The organism is Chitinophaga chungangae, from assembly GCF_017742215.1.
GTDB classification, from domain to species: Bacteria; Bacteroidota; Bacteroidia; order Chitinophagales; family Chitinophagaceae; genus Chitinophaga; species Chitinophaga chungangae.
This window is the reverse complement of record NZ_JAGHKP010000004.1, coordinates 395,632-420,679: the sequence shown is the minus strand read 5'-3', so window position 1 is coordinate 420,679 and position 25,048 is coordinate 395,632. Positions and strand designations below refer to the sequence as shown.

Sequence of the window (25,048 nt, the reverse complement as noted above, 5' to 3'; positions counted from 1 at the left end):
ACAGGGCGGCGCATTTTTATTTTTCGTAAATTTTAAAACGGATTTGACCGATGAAATGCCCGAATTGCAATGAAACGCTGCTGATGACGCAGCGTAACAACGTTGAGATCGATTATTGCCCGAACTGCCGCGGCATCTGGCTGGACAAAGGAGAGCTGGACAAACTGCTGGAATACGACGAAAGGCGCGGCGGCGACGAGCCCCGCCGGCACGACGACGACCGCCGCGATTATTATGACGACCGCCACAAACATCCCCGGAAAAAGAAAGGATTTTTAGGCGACTTTTTTGATTTCGATTAAAACAAAACTCTCAGATAATGGAATTCATTATTCCTGATTTTACCGACGCATCCGTCTGGATCAGCCTGCTCACGCTCTGTTTCCTCGAAGTGGTGCTGGGGATAGACAATATCATTTTTATTTCCATCGTTGCGGGCAAACTGCCCGAAAACCAGCAGCGCAAAGCCCGCAACATCGGTCTTACCCTGGCCATGGTGTTCAGGGTAGGGCTGTTGCTGTGCATCAACTGGATCATCGGGCTGAAAGACCCCGTCGTGAATTTTAAATGGCTGAACGGCGTGGTGATCCCGCTGAGCTGGAAAGACATCATCCTGCTGGCGGGCGGCTTGTTCCTCATCGTGAAAAGCACGCTGGAGATACATCACAAGCTGCAGTCCGGCGGGCCGGAAGAGCACAAAAAAACAAGCGCCGCGCACAGCCTTGGCGCGGTGCTGTTCCAGATCGTGCTGGTAGACGCCGTGTTCTCCTTTGATTCCATCCTTACCGCCGTAGGTCTGGTAGACAATGTGCTGGTGATGATCATCGCCGTGATCGTGTCCATCATCATCATGATGCTGTTCGCCGGCCCGGTAACGAAGATCATCAACAAACAGCCCACGCTGCAGATGCTCGCCCTCACCTTCCTGATCGTGATCGGCGTGGTGCTGATCGCCAGCGGCTTCCACCAGGAAATCAGCAAGAGCATCATATACTCCTGCCTCGGTTTCTCACTGATCGTGGAAATGCTGAACATCCGGCTGCGCGGGAAAAATGCCAAAAATATCGAGCTGAACGCTCCCAAAAAGCTGCCGTAAAGGTTGAAAAAAAAACAGGGCTTCGCGTTGACTGCCCTGTTTTTTTATTTCCCATTGTTCGTGCGCCACATCTCCTCAATCCGTCCCTGCTAAGTGAGCAAACACCACATCACCGGCAGCAGCACGGCAACGGTTTTCACGGCCGTGTTGGCGGACCGTGCCGGCGTTTTGGCCGCCCCGAAACGGCGTTCCTGCAGGCGGTCGTACTCCGCCACATAATCGGGATGCTCCGTGCCCATCAGCCGGTCCCACACGCGGAAATACAGGCCGTAATTGCCCTTGAACTTTCGGTGATGGAGATTGTGGTATACGGAAGTGTTCACGATCTCAAATAAAAAAGTATCCCGCAGCCAACGCGGCGTGATCTCGTACCCGAGATGCCCATACACGTTGATCACCAGCCCCAGTACTACGAACAGCCCGATAGCGATGGGATGCATGGGCATGACCATCACCAGCAGCACCAGTACCGCGCCTTCCGTGATGGCTTCAAAGAAATGAAAGGAATAAGACGCCCATGGAGAAGGGTTCGTCGATTTGTGATGCAGCAGGTGCGCGGCCCTGAAAAGCACGGGATGATGCAGCGTACGGTGCATCCAGTAAAAATAGGTATCGTGTATCACGAGGCTGAGCGCCACGCTCAACGGAAGGTACCATGCATCCGTCGCCGTAAGAGAGCCATACACCAGCGTGTATTGCCTGAAAGGCGTGAAGAGGATCAGCACGGCAATAACGGTCATCACCAGCATCGACGACATGGAGTGCAGTATCTCCCGCGCAAAATCCTTCCCGGTTGCCTCGCGCGGCTGTATCTTGTTTTTTCCGAAACGGCCTTTGAAAAGCCGGTAGAACAGCGCGAAAAACACGCCCGCGATCACAAAATAACGCAAAGCTGAAATAAGGAACAGTCTCGCGGTTTGCTCAATTACTTTCTCCATAATTTATCAACTTTATAACCTTATCAATTACCCTGTTTTACCGTAGTGGTATTCTGTATCCTGAACTGCAGATCGTCGAAGTGGTATTTTGTAAGCGTGTTGCCGGCTTTGGAAGAAGACTGCTGCAATTCCTTTTTCAGGCGGGCAAGATCGGCCCAGAGAATGGAATAAGCGTCGTTTTCGGTAATGCCCGGGTCTTTGTTCAGCAGTATTTCCAGCAGCGCGCCAACGTATGCTTTCTGCAGGTTGCGCTGGTAACGGTCCAGCCGGATGGAATCGGCGGACAGCGGTTTCCAGATGCGCGCGTGGATGTTGTTCACGTAATCTTCCACCTTCAGCGTATTGTCCCCGTACTGCTCGGTGTTAGCCATCAGTTTATTCAGCAGCGTAATATCCAGCAGGGAATTCAGCAGCCTTACCTGGATGTCCTGCACGAAATTGGGATCTGCCGGTTCGGTGGTTTTGTTCGTTACGGAAGGGTCCAGCAGCCAGGTGGGCGTGGTAAACACTTCCTGGTCGAAGAACGCGATGGCGCGTTCCTGCAGGTCTTTCGGCACGGGGCTGAACCGGTCGCCGGGCTCATCGTCTGCCTTCACGGTGCGGTAAGCGCCGCCGATGTTTTTCAACACATGGTTGAGATACCGTACATATTGATCTCTCACCGCTTTGTACATATCGGGCAGGTTCTGCTGCACGCCGCCGTCTTCCAGCGTCCATTTATACAAATTAGGCACGATGCGCCGCAGGTTTTTGATGCCATATGTACTTGCTTTCACCGCGTCATCGCCGAGATCTTCGGTCTGGTTGCGCGGGTCCGTTTTAACCGTTTCGCCGTCGCCGAACCACAGGCGCGGGTTTTGCGCCAGGCGTTCAGACACGCGTTTGCTCATGATCCTGTGATCTTCGCCGGCGTTCGCCGCACCGGAATATTTATAGCCCCATTCAATGGCCCAGCGGTCGTATTCGCCGATATGCGGGAAAAGATTTTTCTGCGGGATGTTGTCTTCCGGTTGCGCAACGTAGTTAAAACGCGCATAGTCCATGATGCTCGCGGTATGCCCGTGCGCGTCGAGGTATTTGCGGCTGCGCAGGCTGTCTACCGGCGTACGGCTGCTGCTGCCGAAGTTGTGGCGCAGGCCCAGCGTGTGGCCTACTTCGTGGCTGGATACAAAACGGATCAGTTCGCCCATCAGCCCATCGTCGAATTTCGGTTTGCGTGCCGCGGGGTCGGTAGCGGCGGCCTGCACCATGTACCAGTTGTGCAGCAGCGACATCACGTTGTGATACCAGCCGATGTGCGTCTGGATGATCTCCCCGCTGCGCGGGTCGTGCACGTTCGGGCCATAGGCGTTCATCACCTCCGAAGGGAAATAGTTGAGCATGGAATAACGCGCATCGTCGATCTGCATGGTGCTGTCGTTCTCCGGCCATTCTTTCCCGAAGATCGCATTTTTGAAACCCGCCTGTTCGAACGCTTTCTGCCAGTCGTTGATGCCCTGGATCAGGTAAGGGCGCCATTGTTTCGGCGTAGCCGGGTCGATATAGATCACGATAGGTTTGGCGGGCTCCACCAGTACGCCTCTTTTCCATTTGCCGATATCCTCTTTTTTCGGCTCCAGCCTCCAGCGGAGAATAAAATCGCGTTTTTCGGACTTCTGCTGTTCGTCGCCGTAAGCATACAGGTAATCCGCGAAATATCCCACGCGCGGATCGAAATAACGGCGCTGCATGGGCACTTCGGGCAGCGCGATGAACGAGGTGTGCGATTCGACGGTTACGGGCGTGCCCGGCTCCTTGCGGGAATCGAAGTTTTTGCTGATGGTGATCTCCACGTTGATCGGGTAGGCGTGGATGGATTCGATGTACACGTCTTTCATCGACTGTACGGTAACACCCCTGCCCAGTTCGGTGGAGGCGCTGATGTTGTTCACGAAATTTTTTTCCTTGAGGAATTTCGACGCGTCGATCACGAAACCGGAAGAATCTTTCGAATAGGCCTTGATCGGGAACGAGGTCACGAGCGGGTCGAGCGAAGAAGAGATCACCGCTTTGTAAATGCTGCTGGTCGAATCCGCCTCGTTGATCACCAGCGTATACCGCACGCGGACGCTGGAATCGGGGCCTTTTTCGAACCGGATCGTTTTTTGATCCAGCTCTTCCCCCGCGTGCATGCCATACCCGCCGGGACCTTTAGACAAACGGTTGATCACCATAATATCGCGGCCGAGCAACGATCCCGGGATCTCAAAATATACGGTGTCCCGGTACTGATGTACGGTGAAAAGACCCGTTTGGGTGGTGAAGTTTTTATTCACCACATCCTCATATTTTTTAATTGCGCCGGGCGGTGTAAACGGAACCGGCAGTTTCACGGAATCCTTCTTTGTCGTGTCTGCCACCGGCAGCCTGATCGGCAGCTTCACGGGCAGCTTCGTCTGGCCGAAGGCGGAAGAAGATGCGGCAAAGAGGAATATAAAAAAGAGAAGTTTTTTTAGAAGCCTGGTATGATACATAAAATGTGTGGTAGTTGGTCAGTAATTAATTTAAACCGATAACGGGTGAAACAGCCTGAAAGCAGTTCTGCCGGCTGGCATTGAAGCCAGCGGCGTCCGGGCCGGCAATACGCCGGCTGTTCACGGGCAGGTTGCCGAGCAGGTCCATCAGCGTGGCGGCGCGGCCGGATGCGGCCTGGTCCCAGAGGAACACCACGGGGATGGAATAGCTGTATTGTTTTTCAACCAGGTAATCCGCACGTTGGCTGTAAGCCCCCGGGCCGCTGCGCAGGTCGATCAGCAAACCGTCTCTCCCCACGCTGCCCCATTGCGAAAGCAGCGAAGCGGCCAGCGGGCGGTAAAGGTTTACGAGCTGAATGGCGGCGGAATCGTCTCCCGCGGCCGGCAGCGATACGCGCAGATAAGTGCGGACGGTTCCGTTCTGCATGAGGTCAACGTCTGAAGTGGCGAAAGGAAAGGCGTTATCTTTTTTTGATCTCAGGTTCCACTCCCCTTCGGGAACGGAAAGACTGTTCAGCTCAGGCATTTTTTTCCTGGGCGGCAGCTTGGCGGTCTCCGAGCAGCTGCATAAAGCAACCGCGCAGAGCAGCATGGTCCATTTGTTTTTCATGATGCATTGTTTGCGATATACATAATCCGGAAAACGGGAAACCGCCTGCCCGGTGATCCGGACAGGCAGCCCCGCTTCGTATTGTTAGAAGTAGCCCGGGTTTTGCACCAGGTGAGGATCTTTCAGAATTTCCTGCGGAGCGATCGGGTATAGCAGCTGGCTGGCGCTCCAGGGTTGTTTTGCGGGCATTGCGCCCAGCGTTTCCGTGGCTTTGCCTGTCCGTTTCAGATCGAACCACCGGTGGCCCCATTCGGCGAACAATTCCACCTGCCGTTCGTGCGCAACGGCTTTCAGCAATGCGTCCTGCGAGGCGGCGGCCGTTTTTTCCAGGCCCGCCCTGAGCCGCAGCGCGTCGAGGTCGGCGGCCGCGCCGCTAAGATTGGTGCCGGTTTGCGCCCTGGCTTCCGCCCTGATGAGGTATTGTTCCCCCAGCCGCAGCACCATGTAGTATTGGGTAATGGGTTGAGAAGCGCTGCCGATGGCAATGGTATATTTTTTCGAATAAAACACCGTATCGCCGTTCCATTCGCTCTTCACGGGCGTTTGCGAATAACCGGCCCATATGTTTTTCCGCTGGTCGTTCGCTTCGAAGGCGTTCGCCTGGTTTTTGGTGAAATAATAATGCGAGATAAAATAAGGCGCGAGGGTGGTAAACAAAGCGGAGTCGCGGTAAGCGGCCTGCAGATCGGGCGTAAGGTCTGTCCAGTAAAAATATGCCGTAAGATGCGACCCGTCCCAGGTGCCGTTGTAGGGCTGTTTGGCGGGATTTTGCTGCAATTGCCAGATGGCTTCCGTGCTGTTTTTCAGGAACACGTCGCCCAGGGCGCCGGTTAACCGGAACTGCGTGTTGCCGATCACTTCCGAAGCGGCGGCCTCTGCATTCGCCCAATCTTTCATGTACAGGTAAACACGCGCCAGCAAAGCGGTGGCGGCCCATTTATTCGGCCTGATGCGTTCCCCGCCGCCCATCGAATAATCGTCTGCCAGCAGGGCCTGCGCATCTTTCAGATCGGCTATTATTTGTTTGTATACATCCGCTTCCGGCGAACGCGCTTTTTTGATGTTATCGTTGAAATTGGTCGTGAGTGCCAGGGGCACATCGCCGTACAGGTTCACGAGATAAAAATAACAGAACGCGCGGATAAATTTCGCTTCTCCCGTAAGCACCGCTTTGGTGGCGCCGTCCAGCTTCGGCGAAGTGGAAGCCGCCATGCCTTCGATGGCCGAGTTGGCGCTGAAAATGATCTTATACATCGGCGACCAGAAATACTGGTCCGGCACCAGGTTTTCCTTCAGCAGCTTGCTGGTAACGAACTGGTATTCTTCCACCGACTGCACGCCGCCATAGTTTATAAACTCGTCGGCAGACATGCCCGGGTATATCGACATCGCCCCGTTGCTGAAGATCATTTGCCCGCTGTTGGTCATCATGCTCGAGTAAATACCCGCCAACACCGAATTGGCCAGTTCGTTGGAGCTGAACGCTTCTTCACGCTGAATGGTACTGCGGGGGTCGCTGATCTCGATCAGCTTCTTGCAGCCGGTCGCCACGCCCGTGCTCACCAACAGCAAAAAAGCCACACAGTAAGACGGGTATTTGAATATTTTTTTATTGCGGTTCATAATGATGCATCTTAAAGATTAAAATGAAACGGATACGCCCATCGTAATGGTCCTGGCCGGCGGCATGCCCATATAACTCTGCACTTCCGGGTCGAGGCCTTTATATTTCGTGAGCACGAAAATGTTCTGCGCATTGGCATTGATCGCAAGACTGCTCACTTTCAGTTTACGCAGGCGCATCACGGGCACCGCGTAAGACAATGCAAGCGTGCGCAGGCGGAAAAAACTCGCGTCTACGAACTGGCCGCTGGCATCGGTATACTTCAGGGCGTCAGACAGCGGGTTGGTGCTGAATTTGGCGAACAGCGCTTCCTGCCCTGCCGTATGCCAGGTGTTATCGAACTGGTATTTGGAAATATTCTGCATGGTGCCCGCCTGGGTTGCGTTCACTGCGCTTCTGCCCAGCTGCTTCGCGAATGCGAAGAATAGGGAAAGTTGAAAATTGCCGTAAGAAATATTATGTCCCATGCCGCCGGAAAACTTCGGCGTGGTATTGATGCGGTAATACATATCGTCGTCCGCCGTTCCCCTCGGCACGCTGCCGTTGGATTTCACGATGCCGTCTTTATTGATATCGGTAAATATGTACAGCCCTGTAACCGGGTCCACGCCTTCGAGGTGGTAAATGTAGCGGTCGTCGAGGGAGTGGCCGATCTTGAGCGTGCTGTAGTAGGGCGATTCTTCAAACAGCGGGTAACTCAGCAGCGTATTGCGGTTGGCCCCGAGGTTGAAGTTGGCGGACCATTGCCATTTTTTTCCTTTCAGGATGTTGGCATTCATCAGAAATTCCCAGCCGCTGTTCTGCACGTTTGCGGGCGAGTTGAGCACCACACTGTTAAAACCTGCGAAACCCGGGATGGGAAAAGCCACCAGCTGGTTGTTGCAGCGGTTGCGATAGTAGGCCACTTCAAAATTATACCGGTCGTCGAACAGTGCGAAGTCCACCGCGCCTTCCAGTTTTTTGTTCTGCTGCCAGTGGAAGTCCGGGTTTTCGAGGATCTGCGGCATCAGCGGCGTGACGCCATTGTAGGGAAGCAGTTGCGGGCTGTTGTTGCCGAACTGCGAAAGATAACTGTAATCGCCCACCCCGTCGCTGCCTGTAACACCGAAGCTGCCGCGCAGTTTCAGGAACGACACAAAAGACGGCAGCGCGCGGGCGATCCATTTTTCCTCGCTGGCGATCCAGGCTACGCCAATGGAACCGAAATTGCCAAAGCGGTTATCTTCACCGAAACGGCTGCTGCCGTCTCTCCTGCCGTTGAGGTTGATAATGTAGCGGCTGTCGTAGTTATAACCGATGCGGGCGAATGCGCCGGCGTATTTGTATTCTCCGTACAGGTCGAAGGAAGTGAGATTGGGAGCGGCGGAGATGGTCCGGATAAACAGATCGCTTGTGTAGTTGGTGCCCCTTACGGTATTGCCTTTCGAAACGTTTGCCTGGTAAGTGCCGCCCAGCAGCAGGTCCAGCGAGCCTTTGCCAATAGACCTGTTATATTCCAGCATCGGTTCCACGTTGAGATTGTTACTTTGGCTGATGCCGAACGAGGCGGAGCCGGTCGGTTTCTTTGCAGGCGCCGGCGGGTTCGGGTCTTGTGAAGCGATAAACTGGAACGAGCTCTGATCGTTGATGCCCTGGTTATACCCGAGGTTGAGCTTTGCAGACAGCCCGCCTTTGAAAGCATAGCTCAGCGCAAGGCTGCTGTTGAGGGAACGCATTTTTGAGTTATAGGGATTATACTGGCCCTCCACCGGGTTCTTGGTGCCGGAGCCCCTGTATTCCTTAAAATTGATGTTCCCCGCCTCGTCGTACAGCGCGGGCGCATTGGGCGCGAGGGTAGACATCGATACGATGGAGATCTGCGTTTGTTCCGTATAAGAAAAGTTATTGGAGAAAGTAAGATTGAAGCGTTGGTTGAGGCTGCGCGTGGTGAGCGCCGCGGAGGCCGATACGCGCGAGTTGCCGCCGCTGATCGCCGTGATGTCGCTGCTGCGGTTGTATCCCGCGCTGATGCGGTAGGTGGTTTGCGTGTTGCCGCCGGATAATGCCACCTGTGTGTTGATCCATTTGCCGGTATGGCCGTAGGCTTCCCGCTGCCAGTCGGTATACCGCGTGGTGTCCCACACCAGCAGATCGGGCGCGTTGGAGGGCGTAGGCGTAATGCCGTCGTTTTTGAACGCTTCGCGGCGCATGGCGAGATATTCTTTGGTATCCATCAGTTCCCAGAAGCGGGTCACGACGTTCACGCCGGTGGAGATATCGGCGGTCAGCCTGCTTTTGCCGGCCTGTCCTCTTTTGGTGGTGATCAGGATCACGCCGTTGGCGCCTCGGCTGCCGTAGATCGCCGTCGCATCGGCGTCTTTCAGCACCTCGAACGATTCGATGTCTGAAGGGTTGAGGCCGAACAGCGGATTCTGGCCGCCGGTTCTCGACATGTCGAGATTATCGAGCCCGCGCGAAAATGCGCCGGTGGTGTATGCGTTTTTGGCGGTACCGTTGATGTCCAGCACGGTCATGGGCACGCCATCGAGAATGTACAGCGGGTCCGAAGCGAAATCCCGGTTGATGGCGTTCCTTCCCCTGATCTCCACCTTCACCGGGCCGCCCTGGTAGCCCGATTGCGGGGCAATCAGCAATCCGGCCACGCGCCCCTGCAGGGCCAGTATCGGGTCCAGCACGGGTTGTTTGCTGATCTCTTTGGAAGAGATGCGGGCGATGTTGCCGGTGGTGAAACGCTGGGTAGTGCGGCCGTAAGCCTGTATCACCACTTCGTCGAGGCTGCTGGTGGCTTCCTGCATTTTCGCGTCGATGAAAGTGCGGTTCTGGACCGGTATAGATTGTGTTTTATAACCGACGTAGGAAAAAATAAGCGTATCCGCCGCTTCAACGCCCAGGATGGTAAAAATGCCGTTTGCGTCTGCATTGGAGCCTTTGCGCGTGCTTTTCACGGTGATGGTGGCGCCGCCGAGCGGTTCGCCGCCAAGATTCATCACCCGGCCCGTAACCAGGATCGGAACGTAAAAAGGCCGTTCCGTCGCTGGCACAGCCGGAACGGGTTTCCTGGAAATAAAGATGGTTTTATTTTCGATGGTGTATGTTAAAGGCTGATCCGTCAGCACCTTTTTGATAAAACTTTCCAACGGCTGGTTTTCCGCCGATACGTCCACCGCTTTGCAATCGCGCAGCATAGCCGGATCGTAGAAAAACAAGTAACCGGTCTGCTCCTTTACCGCCGAAAAGATCTTTTCCAGCGAAACAGCGCGGGCTTTGTAAGACACGGTTTGTGCCGCCGTTTTGGCCGTTACCTGCAGTGCGGCCACGAATAAAAGCATCGTAGTTAGTTTCATCGCCGACAATAATTTTTTATACGCTGCCCTGCGGGCTTCGTTCCCCGGGCTTCCCCCCGTTACCAACGGTTTGAAAAAGGCACAGGTGCGGCTATTTTTCCGTGAATACGGGGCAATAGCCTCCCTGTAACAAAAAGCATTTTTTTGCATAGCTTTGTTACTTCTGGTTGACAATTAAGAATTGACTGTTCTCTTTGAATTTTTACGCGGCAACCGGGAACGCAAGGCCGCCACGGGTCCGAACCGTGGTGGTTTTTTTATGCCGATCGCCGTTTTTTGATGATTGTTTACTCCAGGTTTAGACTGAATTTGTTTTTTGGCTGAATGCTCATCTTCATTTTGGTTGAATTATTATTACGTCGTTACTCATGTCTTCAGGGCATCACAACAAGCCGTTTGCCCTCTTCAATCCTAAAGTTCACCTGCATAACCGAAAGTCCTTTCAACACCTGGGCCAGCGAAAGGTCCATGCCTATTTCGCCATTGAACCTGCGTGAAGGAACTTTCCCCTCATATATTATTTCTATATCGTACCATCTTGCCAGCTGCCGCATTACCTCTTCGAGAGTGCTGCCGCGGAAATTAAAGACGCCGTTCTTCCATGCGATCGCCTTGTCGAGGTCCGTACCGTTCACCACGGCCAGATCCCCGGTAGCGGTTACCTGTGCCTGCTGGCCGGGTTTCAGCACTGCCGGGCCGTTTTTCCCGTACACGCGCACGGCGCCTTCGAACAGCGTGGTATTGCGGCTGTTTTCGTTAGGATAGGCGTTCACATTAAAATGTGTGCCTAGTACCTCTACTTCTGTTTGATTGTTTATGCTAACGAGAAAAGGTTTTTGTACATTTTTCGCCACTTCGAAATACGCTTCGCCGGTGATCTCCACTTTCCGGTCGCTGCCTTCAAACGCGGTCGGGTAGCGGATAGAGCTTTCTGCATTGAGCCAAACCAGCGTGCCGTCGGGCAATTGCAGCCGGAACTGGCGGCCGCGCGGCGTGGTGGTTTTATTATATTGTATTTCGCCGGAGCTTTCGCCCGCGTCGTTGTATGCCAGCTTTCCATTGTCCAGCACGGCCTGCGTGCCGTTCTGGTTAGCTATTATGCCGTTGCCCAGGCTGTCCAGCACCACTTCGCGGCCATCGGCCAGCGTAAGCACGGCGCCTTTTTTACCGGGCATGATATCCACGGGTGGCGGGGCAACGGCGATGTCGGGGGTGGATGAATGGCCGGGCTTGAGCAGGAAATATCCGCCGGCAAAAAGGAGTAGCAGCACGGAAGCCGCGGCCCACCAGCGGCGGTAAAGCGGCATACGGCGAACAACGGGAGCGGCCATTTCCGGGAAAGTTTTTTCAAAAAGCGCCTGACCGTCGGTGTTTTCCAGCGAGCGCAGCCGTTCCCTGAGAAGGGCCGGCGATTGCGCTTCTTCCAGCACCAGCCTGTTGTAAGCAGATGCGTTCAGCCATGCGTCCAGCTTTGCGCGCTCCTCCGCGGTCAATTCTTCTTCGGCCGCCAGCCGGAAAAGAATGGAAACAATATCCCCGTTGTTGAAATCCTTAAAATCCATGCAGCAATAGAACACGGAGTGAACAAAAACGTAACAGCAAAAAGAAAAAAAATTTAACGGTCCATCAACCAAAGCAAAAAAACCGCCTCCAGCAGGCCCTTTTTCAGCAGCGCGCTGCGCAGACGGGTCATTGCCCGTGCTTTGTAAGTTCTTACATGTGCCGTGGAAATATTCAGGCGGGAAGCGATCTCTTCCGTAGACAGCTCCTCGACGAAGCTCATCAGGACCATCTGCCGGTGGTTGTCCGGCAGGTTATCGATCTCGGCGTAAATAAGCCGTAACAGTTCAGCGTTTACCATCCTGGCTTCAGCCCATTGCGGCTCGTGTTCGAGGCGGTGGAGCATCTCCTGCTGCGCCCTGTCCATCACTTTGCGGTGGCGGATCACGTTCAGCGCTTCGTTGCGGGCCGCCGTATACAGGAAACCTTTAACGCCGGCAATGGAGGAAAAACCCCCGCGGCGCTCCCACAGCTTCTGGAAGGCATTGCTGGCAATGTCTTCCCCTTCGTGGGCATTCCCGGTAAGTTCCGCGGCGAAATAAGCCAGGGGTTTGATAAAAAGTAAAAACAACTGCCGGAATGCATCCTGTGACCCGTCGCGCAGTTGCATAACGAGCGCTGTTTCGTCATATGTTGCTTCAGTCGGCAATCCAAACCATCTTTGGGGGGCTAAACTAATATTAAAATCTGAAAAATTCTGGCCGGCGGTTTTTTTGCCAACTTTATTCCGCCCGTGCATTTTTCCGGTACTCTGCGGGGCTTACACCGTTGTGTTTCCTGAACTGCCTGCTCAGGTGACTTTCATCCGCAAACCCCAATTCGCCCGCGATCTGGCCTATAGTGAGCGAACTGAAGGCCAGCCGCTGCTGCACGAGCTGTAACCTGTATTGTGTGATGTATTGTTGGGGGCTTTCGCCGGTGAACTTCCTGAAATATTCACCGACGTAATTGGCGGAAAGGTTGAATTCCGATGCCAGGAAATCGATCCGCAACTTTTCCGGATCGCCGATGTGCTGCCGGATGTGCAACAACATACGGTTGATGAGCGGCTCGCTCTCCGGGCCTGCTGTAAGGGGCCCCGCACTGGTTACATTACGCGAGAGAATATTCAGGATGAGCGTGACAAAATGCTGCAGGTTCTCCTCGTGATACGCGCCTTTCCGGCTGTATTCGTCCACCATGTTGTGCATCAGCGTGGAAATCATCCGGCAGTCGCCATCGTGTTTCACCAGCAGTTCCTGGAAACGGTTATGATGATAAAAAATATGTTCCAGCTGTTTCAGCCATTGCCGGATGCGTTCGCGGTCTTGCGGGGTTTTGCATTGCCCCAGGAACATCTCCGAAAAACGGATAGAGCAGAAACGGGTGGGCTTGCTGATATCGAAGCCACGGCAATCGAGCGGGGTGAACAGGAAAATGCAATTCTTTTTATAAGGGAAGCGGTTGCTGTTGACGATGCGCATGCCTTCCCCTTCCAGTATCTGCACGATCTCGAAAAAATGATAGGTCAGTGGGCGCTCGTTCCAGCACGCCATGTCCGACACGTACAATTCAAACGGCCGGTGTAAGGCTTTCTGCTCCATAACCTCCAAATTTACAAAACAAACCCCGCTTTGTCACTGTTCCGCCAACGCCCTTCCCGGTAATTTTACCTCATAAAACAACCAATTATGCGTTTGACAGAAAAATTGCTTTCTCCTTTCGGTAAATCCGGGCTGGCGCTCCGCAACAGGGTGGTGATGGCTCCCATGAGCAGGCGCAGGTCGGTAAACAATATCCCCGGGCCGTCCGTGGCCGTTTATTATGGTCAGCGGGCCGGGGCGGGACTGATCGTTTCGGAAAATACGGCCGTAACGGCCAACGGTATCGGGTATTTGCACACGCCCGGAATTTATAATACAGCGCAAATCGAAGCGTGGAAAAAAGTAACCGATGAAGTGCATGCGCGGAACGGGAAAATTTTTGTCCAGCTGCTACATGCCGGGCGTATCGGGCATCCGCTGAATCATGAAGGCGGCATCCCGCTGGTGGCGCCCTCCGCGGTGAGAGCCGATGGAACCATGCGCACACCCGGAGACATCTACCTGCCTATGCCCGAACCGGAAACACTGAGCCTATCCGGTATACAAGCAGCGATCGATCAACATATCCGGGGCGCGGTAAATGCGATGGAAGCGGGCTTCGACGGTGTGGAGATCCATGGCGCGCACGGCTTCCTGCCAGACCAGTTCCTGAACCCGCACACCAACCGCCGTAACGACGCGTACGGCGGCAGTATCGCCAAACGCTGCTGCTTCCTGCTGGAGATCATGGAAGGCGTAACCGCTGCCATCGGCGCTGGGCGCACGGGCATCCGCCTCTCCCCTTTCGCCACGCTCAGCGACCTGCACGCTTATCCCGAAGAAACCGCCACGCATCAATATATTACCGATGAACTGGAACGGCTCGGCATCCTGTACATTCACCTTTCCGACCAGTCTGCCAACGGCAATGCGCCCATTCCCAATAATCATATCCGGGACGTGCGCAAACGTTTCAGCAACCTGCTCATCCTCGCAGGCGGATACACGCCTCAAACAGCGGAATCTGCTATACAGACAGGTCTGGCTGACCTCGTGGCATTCGGCAGGCCTTTCATTGCCAACCCCGACCTGGTGGAACGTTTCCGCCGCAACGCCCCGCTCTCCGAAGGCGATCCGGCTACTTTCTACCAGGGAGGCAACGAAGGTTATATCGACTACCCTGCGATGATCGCGGAAGACGAAGTGTGCGAAGCTTTATAAAAACACAGCCGCAACGAAATGTCGTTGCGGCTGTGTAATTTTTTTCCGTTCTGGTCAAAAATCAATGATCGCCTTGATCACATTGGCTTCCGGCACATAAAGGGCCGTAAATTCCTCGGCAAGGTTTTCAAATTTTATCCGGTGGGAAATATATCCTTCCGTGTTGATCAGCCCAGCTTTGAAAAGTTGTATCACTTTCCTGAAATCCACGGCCCTGGCGGAACGGCTGGCTTTCAGCGTAATTTCTTTCCGGTGAAAAACAGGATCGGGGAAAACGACATCACCCACAAACAGCCCCACAAAAACGATCGTGCCGCCCGCGGCCGTGAACTCGAAACTCCGCTCCATGGAAGTTTTGCTGCCCGTTGCGTCGAACACAACGATGGGCAGCTCGCCGTCGAATGCGGCCCGCAAATCCTCCACCACCGTATCTTTCAGCAACACGGTCGTTATCTCGGGAAACAGCTTTTTCGCAAATTGCAACCTGTTCTCATTGATATCCAGCGCGGCGATCTTTACGCCTTTCAGCCGCGCAAGCGCTATCACAGCCATTCCTATCGGCCCGGCGCCGATCACCAGCACCGTATCGTCGTCTTGTATCTCTGCGCGTTCCACCGCGTGGCAACCGATCGCGAAGGGCTCTATCAACGCCACCTGGTCCGGATGCATGCCGTTCACCACATGCAGGTTGGCCGCAGGGTACAGGATAAATTCCTGCATCGCGCCATCTTCATGCACACCTAATACCGTCACCTGGCTACCGCAGTTGGTCTTGCCCCTTCTTACCGCCTGATCGGCCACCGGGTTGCGGTACGGCTCGATAGACACGAGGTCGCCCGGCTGCAGGTGCGTTACGTTTGCACCGGCAGCCACTACTTCAGCGGCCACTTCATGCCCGAGAATGCGCGGGTAAGTAAAAAAAGGCTGACGGCCTTTGTAAGCGTGCAGGTCCGTGCCGCAAACGGATACGTGTTTGATGCGCAACAAAGCATAATCTTCCGGCGGCTGCCCCGGATGCGGCTTTTCGGCCCAGCTGAATTGCCCGGGCTCCTGTAGAACGAGTGCTTTCATGCTTTGAAATTAAAAAGATGGAACAACATAAAGATAGCGGCTACAATTCTCTCATCATTATTTTCCGGTATTCCACCTTCATCGGCGGGCCTACATGCACCTGCATGCCCAGCAGGCCTTTCGCGCGGCCGTACACTTTGTCGTTGTCGGTCACGTCGCTCATCAGCACGCCGTTGATGTAATGTTGCAGGCGGTTGCCTTTGGCAACGATGCGGCAGGTGTTCCAGTCTTCCTGTTTGATCACCGTTTTCAGCGAATCGCTGCTGCCGAGCGAGCCGGTTACTTCGGCCAGCGTCCAGGCATTGCCTTTGCCGCCTTCCTGCAGGGTTTTGTCCGTTGCGGGAATGGTCACTTTCTGCCCGCGGTAAGCGAGCGTGGTGCGGCCGCGTTCTTCGTAGTTCTGGCCGGTGTAGCGGTTGGCGCCGTCGATGTCTGCCTGGTAGCCGGTAAGTGCATTAGGCACGCCGTCGAATTTCGCGCTGCGGTAATTGATGCCGCTGTTGCCGCTTTTGGTGATCTTAAACTCCAGCGTCAGCTCAAAGTCTCCGGGCTGGCCGCCCTGCCACACGATGAAGCTGTTTGATTTCAAGGTTTTATCCGGCGTGATCTCGCCCACAAGATTCCCGTTCTCCACGCGCCAGTAATTGGTATCGCCTTCCCATCCGTTGAGGGTTTTGCCGTCGAAGATACTTTTGGCGCCTTTTGACTGACCGTTGGCGCATCCTGCGTTCAGCAGAACCACCGAGGCAATACAAAGGCCGAGCACTGATTGTTTCAGCATATGCGGAATTTAAAATTGTTTATGCTTTGGGTACGTCTTTCCAGGCGCCGGTTGCAGCGGAATCAAGCACCGCTTCGCATACCGCCTGTGTTTCATATGCCTCTCTGAAAGTGGGAGAACAGGGCCCGCCCGTTTCGAGGCTGCGCAAAAAGTCTGCCACCTGGTGCACGAACGAATGTTCGTAACCGATGCCCAAACCGGGCACCCACCATTTGTCCATGTACGGCTGCTCCCCGTCGGTAACATGAATGGAGCGCCAGCCGCGCAGGTTGGATTCGTCCCTGTTGTCGAAATATTCCAGGCGGTTGAGATCGTGCAGGTCCCAGCGGATAGACGCATTTTCGCCGTTGATCTCGAATGTGTACAGCGCTTTGTGGCCGCGCGCGTAGCGGGTGGATTCGAACAGGCCCAGCGAACCGTTGGCGAAACGGCAAAGGAACGCACAGGCGTCGTCGATCTTCACTTCCTCCACTTTGCCGGTAAGCTGGTGCATTCTTTCTTTCACGAAAGTTTCGGTCATGGCCGTTACGTTGTTGATGCTGCCGTTGAGCCAGATCGCCGTGTCTATGCAGTGCGAAAGCAGGTCGCCGGTAACGCCCGACCCTGCCACCGCCGCATCCATGCGCCAGAGGCCCGCGCCGCCCTGTGGCAATTGCGCGTTGATGGTCCAGTCCTGCAAAAAGTTGGCCCTGAAATGGAAAATGTGGCCCAGCTTGCCGGAATCGATGATCTGTTTGGCCAGCGTTACCGCGGGAAGACGGCGGTAGTTGTACCACACCGTATTGGCGACGCCCGCTTTTTCAACGGCTTCCACCATTTTGTAAGATTCTTCCAGCGTGCGCGCCAGCGGTTTTTCACAAAGCACCATTTTTCCTTTTGCCGCGGCGGCGATGGCGATCTCTGCATGGCTGTCGTTTGGCGTGCAGATGTCCACCGCGTCGATGTTATCGTCTTCGATGATCTTTTTCCAGTCTGTCACATAATTGGCGTAGCCCCATTGCTCCGCGAAGGCTTTGGCCTTTTCACCGTTGCGCGCGCATACGGTATGCAGCACGGGCTTGTATTGCAGCTCAGGGAAAAAGTTGCGGATGCGCTGGTAGCCGTTGGAATGCGTGCGGCCCATAAAGCCGCAGCCGATCAGTCCTATGTTCAGTTTTTTTTCCTGCGTCATGTTGTGTAATGATTTATGATGTTCATGCTTCGTGCCATCCGTGCTGGTTGCGCACCTTGATCATCGCGGCCAGGATGTTGTTCCAGGTGGCCTGCTGCGTCATTTTTTCGTTGGGGAACATGCAGCCATCCCAGCAGATGTGCCGGAACGCTTTGGTCAGTTCGCCTTTTTCGTCGCGCAGCCAGAAACCCGCATCGGACGCGATATCCAGTTTGCCGTTGGGATCATTGGCAAGACAGTGGCGGCCGGTTTTGTCGTGCGAGCCAGTGCCGTGCACCGTACCGTCGTTCTGCGCCACATGGAAATCGATCGTCCAGGGGCGGAGGGCGGCGGTGAGTTTTTTTAATCCTTCCTGCAGCGCTGCCCGGTCGCTCCAATCGAAATCAGCCGGCAGAATGCGGTGCTCGGGCGCGTTGTAGCCCATCAGGTACAGCAGCGTATGCGCCATGTCCGCCTGGAAACCGATGTTCGGCCGTCCGGTCGCTTCCAGCGTGTCGATCATAGTTTTCCAGCTGTGCATGCCGCCCCAGCAGATCTCTCCTTCCGCCGCCAGCTTTTCTCCGTAATCGGCCGCTACGTCGCAGGCTTCGCGGAATGTCTGCGCAATGAGCTTCGTATTGCCCGCCGGGTCTTTCGCCCATTCCTCGGGCGATGTGGCGGAATCGATGCGCACCACGCCGTGCGGGCGGACGCCGATCTCACGCAATTTTTTCGCAATGTGGCACGACTTGCGCACCTGCTCCACGAAACGTTTCCGGTCGTCTGCGCTGCCCATGGCGGAACCGCCGTCCGGCGGCCATATCGGCGCAACAAGACTGCCTATTTCAAGACCGTGGGCGGCCACTTTATCTGCCAGTTTTTTGATGCCGTCGTCGTTGCTGTTTACGTCGAAGTGAGGGTTGAACAGGCCAATATCCACCCCGTCGAATTTCACGCCGTCCACTTCCGCGGCGGCGGTCATTTTCAGCATTTCATCAAAAGCAATCACTGGTTCGGACCCTTCTCCCTTGCCCACAATGCCCGGCCAGGTGGCATTGTGCAGTTTCGGAAAATTATTTTGTTGCATAACAATGATGTTTAAAACGTGAGATTGATACGGTTACAGCTTCAGATCGGGATTTTCAGGCCCGAAATGTTTCAGCATCACGATGGGATCGGTAGAAGAACGGTTCACGATGGTCACCCCTTCCTTCGCGGCTTTTTCGCTCACGAAATATTCGTCGTGGGTAAGCTGCCCGTAACGGATGAGCGCGGGCGTTTCGATGTCCCACACGCCCATTTTTCCGTGCCCCTGCATCATTATCAGGCCGTAGGCTGCGCTGTCTTTGATCACCACGGTGGCGCCAGGTTCGATGGTCAGTTCTTTGGCGCTGAACGCGGCGGATTTGTAACAGATCCAGTTTTCCGTATAACCGTCTCCATTAGCTGCCGGAATGGGCGCCATAAAACGGTTGTGATAAAGGTTCGGGTCTACGTTCAGGTCCCAGTCGATCACATCGAGCAGCGCTTCGTAGTCGCCGATGTTTTCTTTGGGCGTGCCGTTCCAGAGGAGCTCTTCCGGTATTACGGCATTATTCACCAGCGACTGGTACATGGCGAACACGTCGGAGGCTTTTTGCGGCTCGTAGGTGCAAAGGCTGCCGGGCGCGTGCAGCAGGCCGGGAGGCACGTCCCAACCGGTGCCGGGCCTCAGCAGGAATGCCTGCGAAAGATCGGTGATCTTGTTGTCGCCTTTGGTGAAGTTGCGCAGGCACTCGCCGATCTGCTCGCGGGTAGTGCCCGGCGCGATGCCCATGAAAGTGTATGGAAAATCGCCGCCGTGGTTATTAAGCTGCGGCGGGAAATAATAAGCTTCCGGTTTGCCCAGCTGCCCGATGAGCGCGGCTTTTTCGTCGTTGTGATGAATATGGTGCGGCAGGGGGCCGAGATTGTCGAAGAACTTGGAATACATCGGCCAGGAACCGTACTGGTCCCACAAACGTTTGCCGATCAGCTCGCCCTTCAGTTCGTCCACCGCGTCTTTAAGCAGGAATTGCACTTCTTTGCCGCCCTCGTCAAAAACGATTTTGCTTAAGCCTTCATGTTCGCCGGTGAGCGGGCCGTTTTTGGCGGGCGTGGTGGAAGACAGCCAGCGTTCGTCGATACCGCCGCGCTGCCCGCCGAGCACGTAATAATCGTCCGGGTGCAGTTTGATCCTGCGGCCGGGCACGCAGAACGAGCGCGGCACCCAGGTGGGCGCGAGGCGCAGGATGCCTTTGCCCTGCTCCAGGGCGCGGGCGGCTAAGCTAGTTGTTGCCATTTCGATCGTGTTAGTTTGTTTATTCATCGTGGAATATTTTTTTGATTTCATCGCGGCCTTCCAGCACTTCAATTTCCAGGTCGTACCGGCGGCTTTCCCCCGGCTGTAAAAAGATCAGCGTGCCGTTTTCCCTTGCCGCCGCCTGCCCGATGGGCGGATGCGTGCAAGGCTCCAGGCCGGTCACATATTCGCCGTGGCCCCAGTGCTGCCAGTTGGTGAACCAGGGCAGCTGCGATTTTTTGAAACGCACCACCGTAGCCAGTTCCAGCTGCGGGTTGTGCAAGCCGGCGATACACCAGCCGTCTTCCGCCGCTTTGATGTCGATAACGGCCGCCGCTTCGCCGGCGCCCGCATGTTCGGCCATCGGCGCGGGACAAGTCTTAAAATCCCCGCCCTCCCGGAAGATCGATTTGCTGGCTTCGTCTCTCGCCGTCCATTCGCCTTCCCACAGCAGCCGCGAGCCTTCGTCGGCCAGCGGCCAGCCGAAATTCATGTGGTACATCAGCATGTGCGGCGCGGGCGTGTTGCCGCGGTTGGTGATCTCGTCCGAAATTTTTATAACTGGCACGCCTATACGCGCGTTGATCGTTCTTTTCATTTCAAGATGCACGCCCAGCACGCGCGTTTCCCGCACGATGCCGGTGAGCTGCATATCGGCGCGCCCCGCGGCAAGGTCGGGCTGGATCACTGAAACGAGTTCGGCGGCCGTATTGCTGATCGCGCCGTGCAATCCCCTGTCGCCGAACCCGTCGGTTTCCGGCCCGCCTATGTGCGAAAGGCCGCAGGTAGTGAGCAGCCCGCCGCCAAAGGTATGAAGCCACGAAAGCCCGCCGGTGGGGGCGGGCGCGGGCAGGGGGTGACCGGTACAGCTTAGCCAGGCCAGGCTGTGCCGGTCGTGAAATGCCTCTGCAATGTCCATGGCGCGATCTATCAGCACTTTAAAGCGCAGCCCGGCGCCGGTGTTCACCCAGGCCACACGGCTGCCCCTGCCGGGGCCATTGTCCAGCACGGCCGTTTCGATGCCGCCAAGCTGCGCGTGATGTGATATTTTATGTTGCCAGTTGTGTTGCATGTTTATTTTTTACCCAGCTTTCCGTCGCTGACGAACATCGAATCTTTTTCGTTGCCGCCGGACTTGATATATGCCATCAGGTCGCGCAGCTCCTCGGGGCTCAGCCTGTTGATGAGGCCGGGCAGCATTACGGACACAGTGGAATTATTCGTGGCGCTCACATTTTTCTTTTCAACCTCTCTCAGGTCTTTCGGTGAGAACGGGTTTTGCGAAACGTAATATTTGTTATCGTCCTGGTTCACCAGCCTGCCGGTGATCGTGCTGCCGTCTTTCAAAGTAAACACGGTAGCGGCGTACTGGTCGGAGATGGTTTTGCTCGGCTCGATGATGGCTTCGAGAATGTCCCTGTTGGAGAAACGCGTGCCCAGCTGCGTGAGATCCGGCCCGGCAACGCCGCCTTCTCCTTTCACGGTGTGGCAGGAGCTGCAAAGCGTGGCAGTAAACATGGCTTTACCCTGTTCGAAGTTGCGGTTGTGAAGGCCGCTGTCTATCACGAGCGTGGCATCATTCACTTTCCATCTTCTGCCGGGGCCTTTGGGCTGCACTTTCGCCACGTCTGCGCCGCCGCTGCGGGCCAGCGAATCGCCGGACATGATGTTGAATTTTTCAAACTGGTCTTTGGGCACCAGCGCCAGCGCATTGCGGCGCGCCGCATCGATGAAACCGAGGAAGCTGTGGCCGCCTTTGAAACCGAACGCGGTGTAATACCACTTAAAATATTGTTCCTGCAGCGCGGGCGTCCAGCCGTCTTTGGCCTGGCTCAGCACGGTGGCGTAATAGGTTTGCTGGATGGGCGGCATTTTTGCGAGCATGTTCGCAATGTCCATGCCGTACTGCGGGTTGCGCATGATGAGGTCTTGCGAAGCGGTAGCGGTTTTTTGTTCTTCCGGATCGTCTTTTGCGCTTTCCAGCAGGGCCATTGTTTTTTCAACGCTTTTCGGCGCGTCGAGGTGTACGAGCAGTTTGCTCAGGCCGCGGTTGAGGTTATTGGTTTTAGCGGGATAATGCGGATCGAGATAAGCGATCAGCGCGGTCCTCTGCGCCGCATCCGGCTCGCCGAGGCGGGTGATGGTAAGCTCGATGGCGCGCAGCAGGTCTGATTGCTGGCTTTCGCTGAGCTTATCGTAATTGAGGCTGGTGAGGTGGGTGATGAGCGCGTTCTTCACGTCCGCTTTTCCCTGCCGCGCGAGCGCAACGCCCAGCAGGATAGCGGTTTCAGGATCTTTTTCCTGCAACGCTTTTGCCTGCCATTCCGCTACCGGTTGATTTTCGATGGCGATGCGCGCCGCGAAACGGAGAAACCGGTCTTCATGTTTCAGGAAAGGCCATGCGGCTTCCACAGCGCCGGCTTTCGGGCCGCCGTGAAACGCTTCCAGCTTGCGGCGCTGCTGCTGCAGCTCGGTAGGCTCAACGGCCGCGAGCGGAGCGGCATTTTCCGTATTGTCTTTGTAATAGATCCTGTAAAGGTCCGATTCAAGCCTGCGGCCGCCGGTGAGGAAGTACATCGCGCCATCGGGACCGATCACGCCGTCTGTAAGCGGAAGCGGCGCGCCGGAAAGGAATTCTTCCGCTTTGGCGGAATACGAAGCGCCTTTAGGCTCGAGGTGCACGGCGTAAATGATGCCGAAGCTCCAGTCGAACGCAAACACCGCTTTTTTGTATTTGTCGGGGAAGTGCGCAGTGCCGCCGTATACCACGTTGGTAGGCGATCCCTGGCCGATGTTGAGGATCGCGGGCAGGTTGTCGGGGAAAGACGGGTTCCATTTTCCCGTACCGTGCCTCCAGCCGAATTCCGCGCCGCTCGTAACATGACAGATACGCGTGGGGCGGTACCAGGGCATGCCGAAGTCCCACTCCATATCGGAATCGTAGGTGAACAGCTCGCCGGCGTCGTTGAACGCCATGTCGAAAGGATTGCGGAAACCGGAAGCCACAATGTCCCAGCTGCTGCCGGTGGAATCGATGTGCGCGATCCATCCGCCGCGCGCATGCGAAATCTGGTCGTGACCGTTCGGGTCTTTGATCATGGGCAGCAGGTTGTCTGTGCTGTCCATCGTGCGGATGCGGAAGGTGCTCGTTTCGGGCTGGCGGGTGAAGTTGCCCGCGATCACGTACAACGATTGCTTGTCCGGCGCAAACACGATGCTGTGCGGCCCGTGCTCGCCTTCGCCTTCCAGTTCGCGCAGCAGGGTGATGGTCTCGAAATTGTCGTCGCCGTCTTTGTCCTGCAGGCGGTAAAGCCCGCTGCCTTTATCGAATTTGTCGTCTTTGTTGTGGTTTACCATCACGTAAAGACTGTTAAACGCATAGAGCAGGCCCTGTGCGTAACCCATCGTTACTTTCGATGAAGTGTCCGCGCCGATCTTCAGTTTTTCGATCTGGATCTTCGTGGTGGTGTCTCCGATCGCGGGCAATTGCAGCCGGTAGAGAAAACCGAACTGGTCAGACACGATCATGCGGCCTTTAGGATCGAAGGTCATGGCCACCCAGGAGCCTTCTTTGTTGTCGCCGGGACTGTAGAGATGATCTACGTTGAAATTGTCGGGCAGCTTCAGCTTGTCGATCTTCGGGTTGCCCGTCAGTTTCCTTTCGGCCGTCTGGTTGTTGTTACAGGCGGCGGCCGACATCACGGCTGCGAAAAGAATAAAGAGTTTGGTCTTTACATGCATAAAAAATGTTTCTTTTAAGTATAGTAGACGATCAGTCCCATCCCTGGTTCTGCTCCAGCCCGTTCAGGCGTTTCTCCCTGTCGGGAATGGGAAAGAGCAATTTATAAGCGGCTATGTTGTACGATGCGGCGCTCAGTCGCGTCAACCGTTGTTTTTCTTCCTTTCCGTGCTGCGTCATCACTTCCACTGCTTTCCCGGTGCGCAGCAGCTGGTACCAGCGATGGTCCTCGAAGGCCAGTTCCACCCGCTGTTCGTGCTGAATGGCGTCTCTGAGGGCGGCTTGTCCAAGCCCGCCGAGCGGGTCGAGCCCTGCGCGTTCGCGTACCGGGTTGATATATTGGTACGGATCACCGCCGCCGGCTTCGTTCAATGCTTCGGCCAGCATGAGCAATACATGCGAATAGCGGTATACCGGCCAGTTTTCGTTCGCGCGCCCGTCCAGCGCATATGGTGGATGATAGAATTTTTTGATCAACGGAAGTTTCCCGCCAAACGCCCCGGCTTCCTCAAAAGGCGCATTGGTCGGACTATCATACAGATACACAGATTCATCCCTCCGCTTGTCGCCCGTTTCGTAAGCGTTGTAAATTCCGGGCGTCGGGATATTGTTCCCTCCAAGCAACCCGTTGAACCCTGTGAGGTCCTTTTTTCCATTACGTGGCCCGAATACAAAAATATAATTACTGCTCTCAGTTTCAAGCCCTGAATTGTACTGAACGGAAAAAACCGATTCTTCATTGTTTTTCCGGGCGGGGTTAAAATTGTCCCCGTAATTGTCCAGCAGCCCGTAACCCAGTTTGGTCACCTGTTCCAGCGCACCAGCAGCCGCGGTATAATCTTTCCGCGTAAGGTACACTTCGCCCAGCAGCGTGAGCGCGGCGCCTTTGGTGGCCCGGCCAACGTCTGCCCCGGTGTACGAGGGAGGCAGGCTTTCCGCCGCGTCTTTCGCATCGGCGATGATCTGGGCGTACACCTCGTCCACTGAGGCCCTTTTGCGGGCGAACGCGTTCTCCGGGCTGTCTGGCTCTTTCACGATCAGCGGCACCGGCCCGAAAAGGCGCACAAGGTGAAAATAATACAAAGCGCGCAGGAATTTAGCTTCTCCCGCATAACGTTTTTTAGTTTCTTCACTGGAGAACTGGACGCCGTCTATCCGGGAAGTGATCACGTTGCACTGGTGAATATTCCGGTAGATCTGCGCCCAGATCGTGTTTACATAGTTATTGCTGGAAGTGATCAGGAACTCGTCGATCTCTTCCCGCTGCTGCGCACCGCGGTCGCTGGCGTCGTACTGGTAATTGGTATTGTCCGCCACCATTTCCGTCATCGCCCAGAAGTCGCTCGTATAAAGGTTTTGCAGCACCCCATACGCCCCGTTCACCGCCCGCAGCACCTGTTGCTCCGTCTGGTAATAATTTTCGCCGCTGGAGAAAGAATTGGGCTTTACGTCCAGCATGTAATTGCAGCCATTGGCAGACAAGGCCATCAGGCATATAAGATATAGCTTAGTTTTCATT

At 55.4% G+C, this 25,048-nt stretch carries 19 protein-coding genes; 3 read left to right on the top strand and 16 right to left on the bottom strand.

Features of this window, described 5'->3' with window-relative positions; genetic code table 11:
- The first annotated feature begins 50 nt into the window (after positions 1-50).
- The gene (locus J7I43_RS21350) at positions 51-302 is read left to right on the top strand and encodes a TFIIB-type zinc ribbon-containing protein (RefSeq protein ID WP_209147901.1); all 252 of its coding nucleotides are present in this window, start codon (positions 51-53) and stop codon (positions 300-302) included.
- A gap of 17 nt (positions 303-319) precedes the next feature.
- Entirely contained in the window at positions 320-1,096 is a 777-nt protein-coding gene (locus tag J7I43_RS21345) for a TerC family protein (RefSeq protein WP_209147900.1), read from the top strand.
- Positions 1,097-1,185: 89 nt separating this feature from the next.
- Here the strand turns inward: J7I43_RS21345 and J7I43_RS21340 are convergent, their stop codons facing one another.
- The 8 genes from J7I43_RS21340 to J7I43_RS21305 form a co-directional block, all read right to left on the bottom strand.
- Positions 1,186-2,034, bottom strand: coding sequence for a sterol desaturase family protein (locus J7I43_RS21340; protein WP_209147899.1), 849 nt, complete (start codon positions 2,032-2,034; stop codon positions 1,186-1,188).
- A gap of 23 nt (positions 2,035-2,057) precedes the next feature.
- Positions 2,058-4,547 carry a zinc-dependent metalloprotease gene (locus tag J7I43_RS21335; RefSeq protein WP_209147898.1) on the bottom strand — a complete coding sequence of 830 codons (2,490 nt, stop codon included), beginning with the start codon at positions 4,545-4,547 and terminating at the stop codon, positions 2,058-2,060.
- Between the two features lie 25 nt (positions 4,548-4,572).
- Positions 4,573-5,157 carry a hypothetical protein gene (locus tag J7I43_RS21330; RefSeq protein WP_209147897.1) on the bottom strand — a complete coding sequence of 195 codons (585 nt, stop codon included), beginning with the start codon at positions 5,155-5,157 and terminating at the stop codon, positions 4,573-4,575.
- A gap of 84 nt (positions 5,158-5,241) precedes the next feature.
- Entirely contained in the window at positions 5,242-6,780 is a 1,539-nt protein-coding gene (locus J7I43_RS21325; RefSeq protein ID WP_209147896.1) for a RagB/SusD family nutrient uptake outer membrane protein, read from the bottom strand.
- 18 nt (positions 6,781-6,798) lie between these two features.
- The gene (locus J7I43_RS21320) at positions 6,799-10,125 is read right to left on the bottom strand and encodes a SusC/RagA family TonB-linked outer membrane protein (RefSeq protein ID WP_209147895.1); all 3,327 of its coding nucleotides are present in this window, start codon (positions 10,123-10,125) and stop codon (positions 6,799-6,801) included.
- 374 nt (positions 10,126-10,499) lie between these two features.
- On the bottom strand, positions 10,500-11,687 hold the full coding sequence (locus tag J7I43_RS21315; RefSeq protein WP_209147894.1) for a FecR family protein: 1,188 nt from the start codon (positions 11,685-11,687) through the stop codon (positions 10,500-10,502).
- Positions 11,688-11,740: 53 nt separating this feature from the next.
- Positions 11,741-12,295 carry an RNA polymerase sigma factor gene (locus J7I43_RS21310; RefSeq protein ID WP_209147893.1) on the bottom strand — a complete coding sequence of 185 codons (555 nt, stop codon included), beginning with the start codon at positions 12,293-12,295 and terminating at the stop codon, positions 11,741-11,743.
- Between the two features lie 112 nt (positions 12,296-12,407).
- Positions 12,408-13,268 carry a helix-turn-helix domain-containing protein gene (locus J7I43_RS21305; protein ID WP_209147892.1) on the bottom strand — a complete coding sequence of 287 codons (861 nt, stop codon included), beginning with the start codon at positions 13,266-13,268 and terminating at the stop codon, positions 12,408-12,410.
- 87 nt (positions 13,269-13,355) lie between these two features.
- Here J7I43_RS21305 and J7I43_RS21300 point away from each other — a divergent pair, with 87 nt between their 5' ends.
- On the top strand, positions 13,356-14,468 hold the full coding sequence (locus tag J7I43_RS21300; RefSeq protein ID WP_209147891.1) for an alkene reductase: 1,113 nt from the start codon (positions 13,356-13,358) through the stop codon (positions 14,466-14,468).
- A gap of 54 nt (positions 14,469-14,522) precedes the next feature.
- On the opposite strand, the gene J7I43_RS21295 is transcribed toward J7I43_RS21300, so the two are convergent.
- From J7I43_RS21295 to J7I43_RS21260, 8 genes are read right to left on the bottom strand one after another with little or no spacing between them, the layout of a single operon-like run.
- Positions 14,523-15,539, bottom strand: coding sequence for a zinc-binding alcohol dehydrogenase family protein (locus J7I43_RS21295; RefSeq protein WP_209147890.1), 1,017 nt, complete (start codon positions 15,537-15,539; stop codon positions 14,523-14,525).
- 40 nt (positions 15,540-15,579) lie between these two features.
- Entirely contained in the window at positions 15,580-16,320 is a 741-nt protein-coding gene (locus tag J7I43_RS21290; RefSeq protein ID WP_209147889.1) for a 3-keto-disaccharide hydrolase, read from the bottom strand.
- Between the two features lie 19 nt (positions 16,321-16,339).
- On the bottom strand, positions 16,340-17,491 hold the full coding sequence (locus tag J7I43_RS21285) for a Gfo/Idh/MocA family protein (RefSeq protein ID WP_209147888.1): 1,152 nt from the start codon (positions 17,489-17,491) through the stop codon (positions 16,340-16,342).
- Between the two features lie 22 nt (positions 17,492-17,513).
- Positions 17,514-18,557: a sugar phosphate isomerase/epimerase family protein gene (locus J7I43_RS21280; protein ID WP_209147887.1), complete on the bottom strand. Its 1,044-nt coding sequence runs from the start codon at positions 18,555-18,557 to the stop codon at positions 17,514-17,516.
- A gap of 33 nt (positions 18,558-18,590) precedes the next feature.
- Entirely contained in the window at positions 18,591-19,817 is a 1,227-nt protein-coding gene (locus tag J7I43_RS21275) for a cupin domain-containing protein (RefSeq protein WP_209147886.1), read from the bottom strand.
- Entirely contained in the window at positions 19,810-20,862 is a 1,053-nt protein-coding gene (locus J7I43_RS21270) for an aldose 1-epimerase family protein (protein ID WP_209147885.1), read from the bottom strand. The genes J7I43_RS21275 and J7I43_RS21270 overlap by 8 nt, the downstream gene beginning before the upstream one ends.
- Before the next feature lie 2 nt (positions 20,863-20,864).
- Positions 20,865-23,531, bottom strand: a complete 2,667-nt coding sequence (locus J7I43_RS21265; RefSeq protein WP_209147884.1) for a c-type cytochrome — start codon at positions 23,529-23,531, stop codon at positions 20,865-20,867.
- 31 nt (positions 23,532-23,562) lie between these two features.
- Entirely contained in the window at positions 23,563-25,047 is a 1,485-nt protein-coding gene (locus J7I43_RS21260; RefSeq protein WP_209147883.1) for a RagB/SusD family nutrient uptake outer membrane protein, read from the bottom strand.
- Position 25,048: the final 1 nt, after the last annotated feature.